This is a genomic window from Methylobacterium sp. C1 (assembly GCF_001854385.1).
GTDB lineage: Bacteria > Pseudomonadota > Alphaproteobacteria > Rhizobiales > Beijerinckiaceae > Methylobacterium > Methylobacterium radiotolerans.
Map to the genome: position 1 here is coordinate 4661896 of NZ_CP017640.1, position 15319 is coordinate 4677214.

Consider the following 15319-nt stretch of genomic DNA (forward strand, 5'->3'; position numbering starts at 1 on the left):
TTCCGATCCCGGCTCCAGTGCCGCGGACGGGGACCTGCCATGCCGCGGCCCCCGCCCCCGCAAACTACCAGCGGTAGATCAGGCTGCCGATGACCGTCGCGGGCGCGCCGCGATAGCAGAAGCCGGCCTGGCAGGTCGTGTAGCTGCGGTCGAAGATGTTGGTGGCGTTGATCTGCGCGCGGAAGCCCCTGTATTTCGGGTCGAGGGCCGCGAAATCGTAGGCGACCAGCGCGTCGAACAGGGTCACGGTCGGGTTGCGGACGGTGTTCTCGTCGTCGGCGAAACTCGTCCCGGCGTAGCGGATACCGCCGCCCAGTTGCAGGCCGGCCAGCGGCGAGGAGGGCGCGAACAGATAGGTTCCGAAGGCGGTGAAGCTGTCGCCCGGGATGCCCGAGAGGGCGTTGCCGTCGATCGGCCGACCCGTGACCAGGGAGGTCTGGCGCAGGTAGCGAAGATCGAGATGGGTGTAGGACAGCGTCAGGTTGGTTCCCGGCGCGAAATTGGCCGTCAGTTCGGCCTCGAATCCCTTGGACTCCACCGACCCGGTCGCGACCTGATTGGCGATGTTATTGGGATCCTGCCGCAGGAGCGACGATTGCACGATGTCGAATCCTGAGAACGACGTCGTGATGTTGGTGTTCGGGATGGCCACCTTCACGCCGGCCTCGATCTGGTCGCCGGTCGCGGCCTTGAACGGGTTCCCGTTCACGTCGATGCCGACCTGCGGCGTGAAGGTCGTGGCGTAGCTGGCGTAGGGCACCAGGAAATCGGTGAGCAGGTAATTCAGCCCGATACGGCCCGAGAAGGCCCGGTCGGTCTGGTTGGCGACCGTGCCGGCCGTCTGGTCGCTCGTGTTCTGGAAGACCCAGTCGTGCCGGCCGGTGAGGGTCAGGACGAAGCGCCCGAGCTTGGCCTGTTCCTGCAAGTAGGCACCGATCTGATCCTGCGCCTGGCTCTGGAAGTTCGTGTAACGCGGCCGGGCGATGACCTGCTGCCCGTAGTTCAAGGTCAGGAGGTTGAGATCCGGCGCGGCACCGAAGCCGAAGGCGCGCGTGTAGTCGTAATGGGCGTAATCGACCCCGCCGATCAGGGTGTGCTGGATCGGACCGGTGGTGAAGTGGCCTTCGAGTTGGTTGTCGAGGGAGATCTGGCTCAGCGTGTCCAGGTAGGCGCCGGCCGTCCGCGAGCCCAGGGTTCGGGCAGGATTGAGTCCCGTGATCGACGTGTAATCGTAATCCGCGCGGACATCATAGTAGCGAAAGTTCTGACGGAAGATCAGATCCGGCGAGAATTTGTGCTCGAAAGCGTAGCCGATGCGATATTGCTGCTGCTTGTACTGATTGAACGCCGGGTCACCGGAGTAGAAATTGGTCACCCGGAAGCCCGGATCGTTGTAGAAGAACGACGTTCCCGGCAGGCGCGACTCGAAATACTCGCTGAGGAACGTGAAGCTGGTGTCGGAATCCGGTCGCCACGTGAAGGACGGGGCGATGAAGGTGCGGTCGTCGTCTCCGCCGGGCAGGTAGGTGTTGGACTGGCGCTTCACCCCGGTCACGCGGTAGGCCAACGTCCCGTCGGTGCCCGCCACCGGGCCGCCGATGTCGAAATTGCCCTGGAAGCGGTCGTAGTTGCCGGCCTGAAACTGCACCTCGCCGAAGGGCACGAAGACCGGGCGCTTCGAGGTCGAGTCGACGATGCCGCCGGGCGAGCCGAGACCGTAGAGTCCCGAGGCCGGCCCTCTCAGGATGGTGACCGCCTCCAGCCCGTAGGGCTCGCTGCGCGGGATCGTCAGGCCGACGGCGTTGAGGCGCAGGCCGTCGCGGAAGATGCCGTTGTAGGTCGCGCTGAAGCCGCGGATGTAGAAGGCATCGTAGCGCGGGTCGAAGCCGAACACGCTGCTCGACACGCCCGGCGTGTAGGCAATCGCCTGGGCCAGATCCTGCACGTTGCGGTCGTTGAGCTGCTCGCGGGTGACCACCGAGACCGATTGCGGGGTCTCGATCAGGGGCGTGTTGGTCTTCGTCGCCGTGGGGCTCACGCGCGCCACGTAGCCGGTGACGCCGGAGGGTCCGCCGCCGCCGCCGCTGGTGGCCGCGCTGCCGCCGTCGCCGCCGCTGACATTGCCGCCGCCGATGCCGGATCCCGCGGGGGCCGCGATGGCCGGCCGGGTGGCCTCCACGGAGATCTCGTTGAGCTGGACGGCGGCGTCCTGCGCGGCGGCGGCCCGAACGAAGGCGACGGTGGTCAGAGCGGTGGTGGCGAGGAGGAGGCCGGACTGAGCGGAACGAAGCGACATCGGAGACCCAGAAACACGCCTACAGACGGCGCCTGGAGCTCAGGTACCATTACTCACGGTCTCTTGATCAAGCCGAAAACGTGTTGCAAATCACACACTTAGAAGCGTTCAAATCTGGAGCGGTTCGAGCCTAGAACTCGAGCGGCGGCTCCCGCAGGGCGGTGGCCTCCCGGGTGCAGGCGGCCTGATCGGGAACCGTCCCGGGGCCCGCGAGGGCCGCGCGAAGCTCGGCGCGGGCCCTGTCGAGATCGGCCCGGAAGGTCGCGTCGCCCATCAGGGCGGCGAAGACCGCGGTGCCGGTCAGGCGCCCCGCCGCCACGTCGCTGAGCCAGTGCACGCCGCACACGATCCGGCTCTCGCCGTAGGCCCGGCCGCGGGCCAGGATCGGGGTCGCCTTCTCGGGCACCAGGGACGCGAGGATCAGCGCGTAGGCCCAGCCCTGCGTGGCGTGGCCCGAGGGGTAGCTGAAGCTGTCGGCCAGGGCCTGGCTGCGCTGCACGCAGATCGGCGCCTCGTTGCCGACGAACGGGCGCAGGCGGCGGTAATGGACCTTGGGCCCCCGCGTCGCCCGCGCGAGATCGAGCCGGGCGCGCTCGAGGAGGTTGATCACCGCCGGCACCCGCGCCTGATCGATCCGGGTGCCGAGCACGCAGGCGAAGTTCTCCAGCACGGCGGCGGCCCCCTCCGACACGTCGTTGGCGGCGAGCTCCCAGCGGGGCGTCCCCTTGAGGGCGCGGGTGCTGCTGAAGGCCGCCCGGTCGGCCTTGTCGAGGGGCGCGTCGTGGGCCGGCGGGGAGGGCAGGAACTGGACGGCGTCCGGCACCGCTCCTTCGGCCAGGTAGGGCTTCACGGCCGGCTTGCCGGGCTTCAGCGTGTCGGCGCCGAGGGACGGGGCCGCGGGTGTTGCCGAGGGGGCCGCGGGGGCCGGGCGCGGGGAATCCTCGGCGCGGGCCGCGACGGCCAGGAGGAGGGCGAGGGCGGCCGGGGCGAGGAGGGGCAGGGACGGCGTGCGCAGCATCGGATCCGGGGCTCTATCGGATGGAATCTGCGGGGCGCGCCCGCTGCCGGACGAACGGCTCAGCCGGCCGCTTCAGTCCCTGCACAGGCACACACGCCTGTCCAGGGCGAGGCGGCGGCGATCCGGGCCGCCTGTCACCCGCCCCGGGCCGCGCACCGCGCTCACGCCGCCCGGATCGCGGCGGCCACGGCGTCCGGGTGCTCCTCGTGCGGGCTCAGGGCACCGGGGATCGCGGCGCCGGTCACGCGACCGTCGGCGATGAGGGCGTCCATCTCGGCGCCCGAGCGCCGGGGGGCGCCCGCGGGCCGCAGCACCAGGGTCGGCGGCAGGCCGTCGCCGAACAGGGCCAGGAAGGCGTCGCGGCTGCCGACCGGGTCGAGGCCCCCGGTGACGAAGGCCGCGGTGCCGAAGCGGCCGTTGCGCTGACGGGTGATGGCGTGCTTGTCGCGGATCACCGCCGGCGTGACCCGGGCCGCGTCGGCGTAGACGTGGGCGCGCATCATCCGGCCGATGATCGGCGGGCTGATGTTGATCCGGTAGAGCGCCTCGCCGAGGACCGGGGCCTCCACGGCCCGGCGGATGCGCGGGAACCAGTGCGCCCGGCCCGGCATCGCGGTGGGCAGCGGTCCCCGCCAGGTCGGGGCCACCAGGACCAGCCGCTCGAAGGCCCGCGGGTGGCGCCGCGCCGCCGCGACCAGGTAGCCGGCGGCGTGGCCGGCCGCGACGCCGAGGGCGTAGGGGCCGGGCGCGGCGGCCAGCAGGGCGTCCAGGAAGGCGTGGAAGGTCGCCGGGGCGAGGGGGACCCGCGCCCGCGGCCGGGCGCCGAAGCCCGGCCAGTCGGGGACGTGGCAGCGGTACTGCGTCCCCAGCAGGCCGGCGAGGCCGCGCATCTCGGCCCGCGCCGAGATGGTCGACAGGGCCGGGAGCAGGAGCGCGTCCGGCCCCGCCCCGATCCGGTCGCAGGGGGTCGGCACCGTCCGGCCCGCCACCGTGAGGGTCAGCTCCGACGTCTCCATCGCGCTCCCGCCAGCTTCCGGATGTTCAGGTGCGCAGCAGCTCGTTGATGGCGGTCTTGGACCGCGTGCCGGCATCGACGCGCTTGACGATCACCGCGCAGTAGAGGCCCGGGCCCGGCGTGCCGTCCGGCAGCGCCTTGCCGGGCATCGTGCCCGAGACGACCACCGAGTAGGGCGGCACCCGGCCGTACATGACCTCGCCGGTGGTCCGGTCGACGATCTTGGTGGAGGCGCCGATATAGACGCCCATGGACAGGACGCTGCCCTGGCCGACGATGACGCCCTCCGCCACCTCGGCGCGGGCGCCGATGAAGCAGTCGTCCTCGATGATCACCGGGTTCGCCTGCAGCGGCTCCAGAACGCCCGCGATGCCGGCACCGCCCGAGATGTGGCAGTTCTTCCCCACCTGCGCGCAGGAGCCGATCGTCACCCAGGTGTCGACCATCGTGCCCTCGCCGACATGCGCGCCGAGATTGACGAAGCTCGGCATCAGCACGGCGCCGGGGGCGATGTAGGAGCCCCGGCGGACGAAGCAGCCCGGGACGGCGCGCAGGCCCGCGGCGCGGAAGTCGGCCTCGCCCCAGCCGGCGAATTTCGACGCGACCTTGTCCCACCAGGGCGCGCCGCCGGGGCCGCCCTCGATCGTCGCCATGTCGTTGAGGCGGAAGGAGAGCAGCACCGCCTTCTTCAGCCATTGGTTCACCACCCAGTCGCGGTTGCCGGACTTCTCGGCGACGCGGGCCTTGCCCGAATCGAGCAGCTCCAGGGCCGCCTCGACCGCCTCGCGCACCGCGCCCCGGGTCGCGGTCGACACGTTGGCGCGGTCTTCCCAGGCGGCTTCGATGGTCTGGGCGAGATCGGAATGGGCGAGATCGGAATGGGGCTTGCCGGCCTGGGACATGGAACGGATCAGAACTCTTGCGGCGGGAGCCCGTGCTTACAAGCGGCCACCGGAGCTGTCACCTGAGGAGATGCCGTCGATGATCTCGAGCAGTTCGCGCACCTGATCGAGATCGGTCACCAGATCGGCGAGGTCGTCCGCCAGGGTGTCGTGGACGGCCTGCGCGGCGGCGGGAAACTCCTCCAGCACGCGGCGCATCAGCATCGGGGTGATCCGCATCACCGCGGCGCTCCCCTCGGCCCGGGCCTCGGTCGGGCGCGTCCCGCGCACGAACAGGGCGAGCTGGCCGATCAGGGCCGAGCGCCCGGCCCGCACCGGCTCGGCCCCCGCGAGCCGGGGCTCCAGCCGGATCGTGCCCGCCATGACCACGAAGCCGCCATCGGCCGGGTCGCCGCGGGCGAAGAGCAGGTCGCCGTCGGCGAGGTCGCGCCGCTCCGCCGCGAAGGTCAGCAGGCGCAGGGCGTCCCGGTCGAGGAAGCCGAACAGCGGCGCGGCCGCGAGGATCGCGATATCGTCGTCGAGCCCCAAGAACGCCTCACCACCCTGCGCATACGCGAACCCGCCGGATCGCCTACACGTAAAGCTTCAATTCGTCAGGGCAGCAACTTGTATCCGCCACCCTCGGTCACGAGGATCGCGGCGGTGGCGGGGTTCGGCTCGATCTTCTGGCGCAGCCGGTAGATATGCGTCTCCAGCGTGTGCGTGGTCACCTGGGCGTTGTAGCCCCAGACCTCGGCCAGCAGGGTGTCGCGGTTCACCACGGCCCGGCCCGCCCGGTAGAGGAAGCGCAGGATCGCGGTCTCCTTCTCGGTGAGCTTCAGCTTGGAGCCGCGCTCGCCGACGAGGAGCTTGGCCCCCGGGCGGAACGTGTAGGGGCCGATCTGGAAGACCGCGTCCTCGGAGGCCTCGTGGCTGCGCAGGTGGGCGCGGATCCGGGCCAGAAGGATGCCGAACTTGAACGGCTTGGTGACGTAGTCGTTGGCGCCGGCCTCCAGGCCCTCGACGTGGTCCGCCTCGGAATCCTGGGCCGTCAGCATGATCACCGGGCCGCGGAAGCCGCCGGCGCGCATCCGGCGCACGGCCTCGCGCCCGTCGAGGTCGGGCAGGCCGACATCCATCACGGCGAGGTCGATCCGCTCCGCGGCGACCCGCCGGATCGCGTCCGCGGCGTTGGCCTCGGTGAAGACCGTGAATTCGTCGCAGAGATCGAGCTGCTCGGTCAGGGTGTCGCGCAGGATCGCGTCGTCGTCGCAGATCAGCAGGCGGTAGGCGTTCGGCATCGTCCGGGCCCCAGTGCGTGCTGCGGGAGGGGCGAGGGGCGGCCTGCCGGGTGCAGCATGCGATGATGTCAGATCGCGGCAGGATCGCGCGACGACCCTACCCAGGCTTGTGTTTCCGCATCCTTTCGCCGCCGTGACAAGCGCGCCGGCGAACGGGCTGCGGGAACGGGGCACGCCGCTCCGGGATCAGGTCGTCGGTCCCCGCGGCGAGGCGGAGGGCTGGCGCGCTCCCGAATCCCGGCTCGGCGGCCCGGGTTCGGCCGAGAGATAGGGCGCCGTTTGTGGCCGGAAGTTGCCTTGCGCGCAATTTTTCACCGGTTCGAAGTACGGATCCCGGGCATAAGGCCCGCGGGACCGGACGGATTCGGGAGGACGGACATGCGGCGGCCGAGCGGGGGACCCATCCGCCTGACCTTGGGAGAGATCCGCGTGCGCGCCCTCGTCGGGGACCGGCGGCGCGGGCAGCTGCTCGTCGGTCGGGCGGTGTTTCCCTGCGCCCTCGGGGCGGGCGGCATCGTTTGCGACAAGCGCGAGGGCGACGGCGCCTCGCCGCGCGGGCGGTTCCGCCTGCGCGGCGGCGCCTACCGGCCCGATCATCTCGCGATCCGGCCGCGCACGCTGCTGCCCCTGCGGGCGACCCGCCCCGACGACGGTTGGTGCGACGAGAGCCGGGACCGCCGCTACAATCGGCCGATCCGCCTGCCGGCCCCGGGGGTCAGCGCCGAATCGATGTGGCGGGACGACGGGCTCTACGACGTGGTGATCGACCTCGACTACAACCGTGCCCCGATCCGGAAGGGGCGGGGCTCGGCGATCTTCCTGCACATCGCCCGGGACGGCTACCGCCCCACCGAGGGCTGCGTCGCCCTGGCCCGGGCCGACCTGCTGCGCCTGCTCCGCCGCCTCGGGCCGCGGACGCACCTGCGGATCGGCTGAGGCGCGCGTCCGGCTCAGGCCTTCCGGGTCCGGGCCCCGAAGATCGCGGTCCCGACCCGGACATGGGTGGCGCCGAGCTGGATCGCCGCCGGGAAGTCGGCGCTCATGCCCATGGAGAGGATCGGCAGGTTGTGCGCCTTCGCCAGCCGGGCCAGCAGGGCGAAGTGGGCCGAGGGCGGGTCCTCGGCCGGGGGGATGCACATCAGGCCCTGGATCGCCAGCCCGTGGGTCTCCCGGCACTCCGACAGGAGGGTGGCGAGCTGGTCCGGGAGCACGCCGCCCTTCTGCGGCTCCGCGCCGGTGTTGACCTGGATCAGCAGCTTCGGGGTCCGGCCGGACCGCTCGATCTCCTTGGCCAGCGCCGCCGCGAGCGACAGCCGGTCGAGGGAGTGGATCACGTCGAACAGGGCCACCGCCTCCCGGGCCTTGTTGGATTGCAGCGGCCCGACGAGGTGCAGCTCCACGTCCGGGAACCGGGCCCGGAGATCCGGCCACTTCGCCACGGATTCCTGGACGTAGTTCTCGCCGAAGACCCGATGGCCGGCCTTGAGCGCGGGCAGGATCCCCTCGGCCGGCACGGTCTTGGAGACCGCGACGAGCTGGATCTCGGCGGGATCGCGCTCCGAATCCTCGGCGGCGCGGACGATCGCCGCCCGCACCTCGGCGAGACCGGCGGCGACGTCGGCCTGGCCGACGGGGAGCTTGTCGGTCCGCTGGCCCATCCCGTCCGTCGCGGGCGGGTTCGGGTCGGTGATCGCGTCGTCCATAGCGGGCCGTCCTATCGCTGCCGGACGCCGAACCAGGCGCCCCACGGTACACAACACCTCGGCGGCACCTTCCCGGCGACCCAGCTGTCCAGCTCAGACCCCTCATCCCGAGGTGCCGGAGCGCAGCGGAGGCCGCGAAGGAGCGCTCCAGCCGGCCGCTGCGATCCCTGGAGCCCTCCTTCGAGGCCCGCCGACGCGGGCATCGCGGGATGCGGGGAGGGATGGAATCAGCCCAGGGCCGGCCGCTCCCGTGTACCGTCTCTGCTGCGGAAGGACCTATGCGTTCGCGCGCCCCGCGCAAGTCCGAATCGCGCGCCGCGTTGACCGGCTGCGGCGCAGATATGCTATCGCGGCGCGACCGTGCCGTGGTCATCCTTCGGAATGACCGACGAGCCCCTGACCCAGCCGGATCCATGACCGCCAGCACCGCCCCCCAGCCCGTCGAGCGCTACAACGCCAAGGATGCCGAGCCGCGCTGGCAGGAGGCCTGGGCCGAGAAGCGGCTGTTCGAGACCGACAATTCCGATCCCCGCCCGAAATACTACGTGCTCGAGATGTTCCCCTACCCGTCGGGGCGCATCCACATGGGCCACGTCCGCAACTACGCGATGGGCGACGTGGTCGCCCGCTACAAGCGCGCCCGCGGCTTCAACGTCCTGCACCCGATGGGCTGGGACGCCTTCGGCCTGCCGGCCGAGAACGCCGCCATGGAGCGCAAGGTCAACCCGCGGGACTGGACCTACGCCAACATCGCGTCGATGCGCGACCAGCTGAAGGCCATGGGGCTGTCGCTCGACTGGAGCCGGGAGATCGCGACCTGCGATCCCGACTACTACAAGCACCAGCAGCGCATGTTCCTGGACTTCCTGGAGAAGGGCCTCGTCACCCGCCGCACCGCCAAGGTGAACTGGGACCCGGTGGACCACACGGTCCTGGCCAACGAGCAGGTGATCGACGGGCGCGGCTGGCGCTCCGGCGCCCTGGTGGAGCAGCGCGAGCTCACCCAGTGGTTCTTCAAGATCACCGACTTCGCCGAGGACCTGCTGACGGCTCTCGACGGGCTGGACCGCTGGCCGGAGAAGGTCCGGCTGATGCAGAAGAACTGGATCGGCCGCTCGGAAGGCCTGGAGGTCCAGTTCGGCCTCGCCCGGCCGGTCGCCGGCGCGCCCGACACGGTGACCGTCTACACGACCCGGCCCGACACCCTGTTCGGCGCCAAGTTCCTGGCGATCGCGGCCGATCATCCCCTGGCGGCCGCTCTGGCCGAGGGCAGGCCGGAGCTGCAGACCTTTATCGAGGAGTGCCGCCGCACCGGCACCGCCCAGGCCGCGATCGACACCGCCGAGAAGCACGGTTTCGACACCGGCCTCACCGTGCGCCATCCCCTGGACCCGTCCTGGGAGCTGCCGGTCTACGTGGCGAACTTCGTGCTGATGGAGTACGGCACCGGCGCGGTGTTCGGCTGCCCGGCGCACGACCAGCGCGACCTCGACTTCGCCAACAAGTACGGGCTCGGCAACACGCCGGTGGTCTGCCCGGAAGGGCAGGACCCGGCGACGTTCGTGATCACCGACACCGCCTATGTCGAGGACGGGCGGATGATCAACTCGCGCTTCCTGGACGGGATGGGCACCGGCGAGGCGTTCGAGGCCGTGGCCCGGCGGCTGGAAGGGGCGGGGATCGCCAGGCGCAAGGTCCAGTTCCGCCTGCGCGACTGGGGCGTGTCCCGGCAGCGCTACTGGGGCTGCCCGATCCCGATCATCCACTGCGACAGCTGCGGCCCAGTGCCGGTGCCGGTGGCCGACCTGCCGGTGAAGCTGCCCGAGGAGGTGTCCTTCGACCAGCCCGGCAACCCACTGGAGCGCGACGCCGCGTGGCGGAGCGTGCCCTGCCCGCATTGCGGCGCGGCGGCCCGGCGCGAGACCGACACGATGGACACGTTCGTCGACTCGTCCTGGTACTACGCCCGCTTCACGGCGCCCTGGCTGGCGGACGCGCCCACCGACCGCGCAGTGGTCGATCGCTGGCTCGCCGTGGACCAGTATATCGGTGGCATCGAGCACGCGATCCTGCACCTGCTCTACGCCCGGTTCTTCATGCGTGCGATGCGCGAGACCGGCTGGGCCGGCGTCGCCGAGCCCTTCGCCGGCCTGTTCACGCAGGGCATGGTGGTCCACGAGACCTACAAGGACGCAGCCGGCGCCTGGGTGCCGCCGGCCGAGATCCGCTTCGCCACCGAGGAGGGCGAGCGCCGCGCGTTTCACGTGAAAACTCAGGCGCCGATCGCGATCGGCCCGATCGAGAAGATGTCGAAATCGAAGAAGAACGTGGTCGACCCCGACGACATCATCGCGAGCTACGGGGCCGACACGGCGCGCTGGTTCATGCTGTCCGACTCGCCGCCGGAGCGCGACGTGATCTGGACCGAGGAGGGCGTGCAGGGCGCGGCCCGGTTCGTCCAGAAGGTCTGGCGCTTGGTGAACGCCGCCGGGCAGGCGAAAGGCGACGGCGCCGCGGATCTCGCTCTGCGCAAGGCCGCCCACCGGGCGCTCGCCTCCGTGCAGGACGATATCGAGCGCCTGCGCTTCAACCGCTGCGTCGCCCACATCTACACCCTGGCCAACGCCCTGGAGGACGGCCTGCGCGGCCCGGTCTCGCCGGCCGCCGCCAAGGAGGCCGCCGGGATCCTGGTCCAGCTCATCGCCCCGATGATGCCGCACCTCGCCGAGGAGTGCTGGTCCGTCCTCGGCCGCGGCGGCCTCGTCGCCCAGGCGCCGTGGCCGGAGACCGAGGCCGCGCTGCTGGTCGAGGACGAGATCACCCTGCCGGTCCAGATCAACGGCAAGAAGCGCGCGGACGTCACCGTGCCGCGCGACGCCGACGCCGCGGCCGTCGAGGCCGCGACCCTGGCGCTGGAGGCCGTCCAGAAGGTGCTGGAGGGCAAGGCACCGCGGAAGGTGATCGTCGTGCCGGGGCGGATCGTGAACCTGGTGGTGTGATCCGACATCCGCCCGGTCGCTCCGCTCCTGCCGTCTTCGCGAGCGGAGCGAAGCGATCCGGGGTCGCGTGACGGTCACAGGGAGGTCGCGCCGGCCTGGATCACTTCGCCTCGCGCGTGATGACGGAGCGGGTGAGCCCTGCCGGAGGATCTCACCCCGACCCGGTATCGAATCCTCACCCCCGGTGAAGGCACCGTGACCGCTGGCCGGTTCGACGATCCGGCTCGCCTCTCACGGCGCGGCCAGATCCGGATCCTGTCCGCTGGCTTCCAGGCCGCGCCGCACCAGCCCGTCGCGCTTCGCCCGCGCGACGAAATCCGCGAGATAGGCGGCTCCCGCCGGGTGCCCGACCGGCAGTCCCATCGCCTGCGGGATCTCCATGAAGTGCCCCGGCAGCAGCCGCACCTCCGGGTGCGCCGCCGCGTAGGCGGCGAGGGGCTGGTGCACCCCGGCCGCGACGTCGAGCCCGTCGCGGGCGAAGGCCGTGACCGCCTCGGCCGAGGTCGGGGCCCGCACCAGGGTGGCGCGCGTCAGGGCCCGGCTCAGGAACAGGTCGTAGGCGCTCCCGCGCCCCACCGAGACGCGCACGCCGTCGCGGTCCACCGCCTCCGGGGATCGGATCGGCGAGGCGGCCGGCACGAGGTAGCTGCCGGCGATCAGCACGTAGGGCTCCGTGAAGGCGATCCCCTCGGCCCGCTTCGGGTCGATCGCCAGGAAGCAGATGTCCCAGGTCCCGGAGCCCGCCGAGCCCGAGACCGCGCCCGCCCCCGGGAAGGTCACGAACGCCACCGGCACGCCGAGCCGGGCCGCCAGCGCCCGCGCGAGATCGACCGAAACCCCCGCCGGGCCGTCGGCGCCGCCCTGGGCCAGGACCGGGTTGCCGAGGTTGATCGCCGCCCGGAGCGTGCCGGTGGGGGCGAGGTCGTGCAGGACCGTCGGATCGGGCGTCATCGGTCTCGGCTCCGCGTGCGCGGCGGTGGGGAGGAGCCGGAGGAGCGGGAGGAGGAGGGCCGCGCGGATCCGCATGACGCTCGTCCCGCCCTCAGGCGCGCCGCGACGGCCCGGTCGACGGGGAGGCGCCGTCCCGGGCGGGACGGCGGCGCCGGCGGGCCAGCATGTTGAGGCCCTCGACGCCGGCCGAGAAGGCCATCGCGGTGTAGATGTAGCCCTTCGGCACGTGGGCGCCGAACCCCTCGGCGATCAGCGTCATGCCGATCATGATCAGGAAGCCGAGGGCCAGCATCACCACGGTGGGGTTCCGGGCGATGAAGGCCGAGAGCGGCTCGGCGGCGACCAGCATCACCACCACGGCGACCACCACCGCCACCATCATCACCGGCACGTGCTCGGTCATGCCGACCGCCGTGATGATCGAGTCGATCGAGAAGACGAGGTCGAGCAGCAGGATCTGGCCGATCGCCGCGCCGAAGCCGATCGTGCCGCCGGTCGCCCCCGCGGTCTCGGGCTCCGGATCCACCGTGTGGTGGATCTCCTTGGTGGCCTTCCAGAGCAGGAACAGGCCGCCCCCGATCAGGATCAGGTCGCGCCAGGAGAAGGCCTGGCCGAACACCGCGAAGACCGGCTCGGTCAGGTGGACGATGAACGCCACGGTGCCGAGCAGCCCCAGGCGCAGGATCAGCGCGAGCCCGATCCCGATGCGCCGCGCCCGGGTCTGCTGCTCGGCCGGCAGCTTGTTGGTCAGGATCGAGATGAAGATCAGGTTGTCGACACCGAGCACCACCTCCATCACCACCAGGGTGGCGAGCGCGGCCCAGACGGCGGGCTGGCTGGCGAGCTCGATCAGGTCGGTCACAGGCGGGGCGCCTCGCTGGTCGGGAACAGGCGGTTGCCCAGGGCGGTGAGGTCGAAGGGGGTGGGACCGCGCACCGGTTCGGGGGCCAGGACCTGCAGGATCTTCGGGAAGACCTTGAAGTGGGCGGGCGTGTGCGTGGTCAGCTCGCCGTCGGTGTTCACCGGCCGCGGCTTGCGGGTCGAGAGCCGGATCTCCCGCGTGTGGAACGCCCGCACGTCGCCCGCCCGCCCCTGCGTTCCCCGCCGCAGGGCGGGCAGCAGCGCGAGGAGACGCCACCAGTGATTGATCTCCAGGCTGTAGAAATCGAGCTTGCCGTCGTCGACCGCGGCACTCTCCTCCACGGTCATGCCACCGCCGTAGTGGCGGCCGTTGCCCACCGAGACCTGGATGGTGGTGACCTTCTCGACCACCCCGTCGTGCTCGATCGTCACCGTGAAGGGCCGGACCCGGCGCAGCACCCGCACCGCCGCCACCGCGTAGCCGAGCACGCCCCAGGTCTTCTTGGATTCGGCGGTCAGCTCGCCGGCGAGCTCCGCCGAGAAGCCGATGCTCGCCACGTTGAAGTAGTAGTGGCCGTTGACCCAGCCGAGATCCACCGGCCGCGCCTGCGCGGTCGGGATGAAGCGGGCCGCCGCCAGGGGGTCGAGCGGCAGGTTGAGGGAGCGGGCGAGGTCGTTGGCCGTGCCGAGCGGCAGGATCGCGAAGGGCAGACCGCTCTCCACCAGGGCGGGCGCGGCGTAGTTCATGGTGCCGTCGCCGCCGCCGAGGATCACGAGGTCGACCGCGCCGGCCCGGTCACGGATCACGTCGCGGCAATCGGCCTCCGGCGGCGGCTCCTCCGGCTCGATGCCGCCCGCCCGCAGGATTCCCCGCACCTCGTCCAGATCCAGGGCGCCGTTGCGCGCCTTGGCGTTGCAGAGCAGCAGGGCCCGACGCCTTTGCGTGCTCATCGCGTGCCCCCGGGAAGCGGGCCGGGGGGCGACTCGGTCTCAGGTCGGGACAAGGGATCCTCGGGGCACGGCAGGGAGCGGGCGGTCTGGAACGCGGTATCGGAACCCGGAAGCGGCCAGAGGCCAAGACTGTCCCCGACTTGGTACCCAAACGCACGAACGCAACCCCATCATCCCCGCAATCCCGGGCTGGCCGACGTCGCAGAGTTCGGCAGGATGTGGGCGCGCCCGAGCCCTTCGTGGAACCCCTCACCCACGCGGGCGCGTTCTCCATGATGCCCGCCCCGGCCGCCAGGAAGGCACCGATGTCCGCCACACGTCCCGTCCGTCCCCAGGTTCTCGCCCTCGGCGCGCTCCTGCCGTTCGCCCTCGCGGGCGGTGCCGCCGCCCAGAGCGCCTGGGTGGACCCGCCGCCCCGGGCCGCCGCACCGGCGCAGGGTCCGGCGCGGACTGCGGGGACGGAAGCGGCGAAGGCGCCGGCGACGGCCGTCGATCCGCGGGGGCAGGACGCGGTCGCCGCCCGCGCGAAGGCGCAGCCCGATGGCGCGCGCGCCGCCGAACCGGTCCGGCAGGCCGCCAGACCCGAGCCGGGCGAGGATGCCCTGCCGAAGGCGGCGGCGACGCGCGCGCCGGGCCCGAAGCGGGCGGCCGCCCTGGAGCGCCCGCCGGTCCGGGAGCCCCTGCACCACGCCGCGCGCCACCCGCACCGGCTCGCCGAGACGCCGGCCGCGGTCACCCCGGCGCCGGGTGCGCCGGCGGAGCGCGCCGCCGCCGCCCGGGCGCTGACGACGCGCTACCTCGCCACCGTCTCGGGCTCGAGCGACACCATGGTCGGCGCCGCGACCCAGTACTACGCGACCCGCGTGCGCTTCTACGGGCGGCCGATCACCACGGCGGCCCTCGTCGCCGAGAAGCGCAGCTTCGTCCAGCGCTGGCCCGAGCGGCGCTACGAGCCGCGGGCGATGCGCGCCGCCTGCGACGCCGAGACCTGCACGATCCGCGCGCTCGTGGATTTCCGGACCGCCAATCCGGGCCGGGGCGCCGTCTCCAGCGGCGAGGCCGAACTGGTTCTGGAGGTGGGCTTCGCCGGCACGCGGCCTTACATCCTCGGCGAGACCGGCCGCGTCCTGCGGCGGAGCATTCAGGCCGGAACCCTGGCCGCGTCGCCCGGCAAGGCGTAAGAGCCCCGCATCGCGGTCCGCCGCCCCGCGGCGGGCACGGGCTTGCGGGGGGACTCGCGGAAGGGCGTGCAGGGAAGCGGGCTGGGGGCGTGTCGTGGGATCGGTCCCGGTGGTCGGGCGTTCCGTGAGGCGCCCGCGGGCGGGCTTCGTCAGGAGGTGCGG

Annotated in this window: 13 protein-coding genes; 3 read left to right on the plus strand and 10 right to left on the minus strand. The window is 72.0% G+C overall.

Going from position 1 to position 15319, the window contains the following annotated elements:
* Window positions 1-64 precede the first annotated feature (64 nt).
* From BKE41_RS21600 to BKE41_RS21625, 6 genes are all read right to left on the minus strand, one after another.
* Complete coding sequence (locus tag BKE41_RS21600; protein WP_029361174.1) at window positions 65-2296, minus strand: TonB-dependent siderophore receptor; 2232 nt, start codon at window positions 2294-2296, stop codon at window positions 65-67.
* A gap of 130 nt (window positions 2297-2426) precedes the next feature.
* On the minus strand, window positions 2427-3314 hold the full coding sequence (locus BKE41_RS21605; RefSeq protein ID WP_024828974.1) for a phosphatase PAP2 family protein: 888 nt from the start codon (window positions 3312-3314) through the stop codon (window positions 2427-2429).
* Window positions 3315-3475: 161 nt separating this feature from the next.
* The gene (locus tag BKE41_RS21610; RefSeq protein ID WP_071000091.1) at window positions 3476-4330 is read right to left on the minus strand and encodes an alpha/beta hydrolase; all 855 of its coding nucleotides are present in this window, start codon (window positions 4328-4330) and stop codon (window positions 3476-3478) included.
* A 25-nt stretch (window positions 4331-4355) separates the two neighbouring features.
* A complete protein-coding gene (gene dapD / locus BKE41_RS21615; RefSeq protein ID WP_071000092.1) occupies window positions 4356-5231 on the minus strand; it encodes a 2,3,4,5-tetrahydropyridine-2,6-dicarboxylate N-succinyltransferase in 876 nt (291 codons plus the stop codon).
* Window positions 5232-5267: 36 nt separating this feature from the next.
* Window positions 5268-5759, minus strand: a complete 492-nt coding sequence (locus BKE41_RS21620) for a Crp/Fnr family transcriptional regulator (RefSeq protein ID WP_012321030.1) — start codon at window positions 5757-5759, stop codon at window positions 5268-5270.
* A gap of 65 nt (window positions 5760-5824) precedes the next feature.
* On the minus strand, window positions 5825-6511 hold the full coding sequence (locus BKE41_RS21625) for a response regulator transcription factor (RefSeq protein WP_012321031.1): 687 nt from the start codon (window positions 6509-6511) through the stop codon (window positions 5825-5827).
* A gap of 378 nt (window positions 6512-6889) precedes the next feature.
* On the opposite strand from BKE41_RS21625, the gene BKE41_RS21630 reads away from it, so the two are divergent.
* On the plus strand, window positions 6890-7447 hold the full coding sequence (locus BKE41_RS21630) for a L,D-transpeptidase family protein (RefSeq protein ID WP_071000093.1): 558 nt from the start codon (window positions 6890-6892) through the stop codon (window positions 7445-7447).
* A gap of 14 nt (window positions 7448-7461) precedes the next feature.
* On the opposite strand, the gene BKE41_RS21635 is transcribed toward BKE41_RS21630, so the two are convergent.
* Window positions 7462-8169: a YggS family pyridoxal phosphate-dependent enzyme gene (locus tag BKE41_RS21635; RefSeq protein WP_199825859.1), complete on the minus strand. Its 708-nt coding sequence runs from the start codon at window positions 8167-8169 to the stop codon at window positions 7462-7464.
* Window positions 8170-8627: 458 nt separating this feature from the next.
* Here BKE41_RS21635 and leuS point away from each other — a divergent pair, with 458 nt between their 5' ends.
* A complete protein-coding gene (gene leuS / locus BKE41_RS21640; RefSeq protein ID WP_071000095.1) occupies window positions 8628-11213 on the plus strand; it encodes a leucine--tRNA ligase in 2586 nt (861 codons plus the stop codon).
* A 231-nt stretch (window positions 11214-11444) separates the two neighbouring features.
* Here leuS and BKE41_RS21645 read toward each other — a convergent pair whose 3' ends face one another.
* From BKE41_RS21645 to BKE41_RS21655, 3 genes are read right to left on the minus strand one after another with little or no spacing between them, the layout of a single operon-like run.
* The gene (locus BKE41_RS21645) at window positions 11445-12239 is read right to left on the minus strand and encodes an ABC transporter substrate-binding protein (RefSeq protein WP_083374395.1); all 795 of its coding nucleotides are present in this window, start codon (window positions 12237-12239) and stop codon (window positions 11445-11447) included.
* A gap of 16 nt (window positions 12240-12255) precedes the next feature.
* Window positions 12256-13026 (minus strand): TerC family protein, encoded by a 771-nt coding sequence (locus BKE41_RS21650; protein WP_012321036.1) that lies wholly within the window; start codon window positions 13024-13026, stop codon window positions 12256-12258.
* Window positions 13023-13976 carry a lipid kinase gene (locus BKE41_RS21655; RefSeq protein WP_012321037.1) on the minus strand — a complete coding sequence of 318 codons (954 nt, stop codon included), beginning with the start codon at window positions 13974-13976 and terminating at the stop codon, window positions 13023-13025. Before BKE41_RS21655 ends, BKE41_RS21650 begins: the two co-directional genes overlap by 4 nt.
* A 305-nt stretch (window positions 13977-14281) precedes the next feature.
* Here BKE41_RS21655 and BKE41_RS21660 point away from each other — a divergent pair, with 305 nt between their 5' ends.
* The gene (locus tag BKE41_RS21660) at window positions 14282-15157 is read left to right on the plus strand and encodes a hypothetical protein (RefSeq protein ID WP_071000733.1); all 876 of its coding nucleotides are present in this window, start codon (window positions 14282-14284) and stop codon (window positions 15155-15157) included.
* Window positions 15158-15319 lie beyond the last annotated feature (162 nt).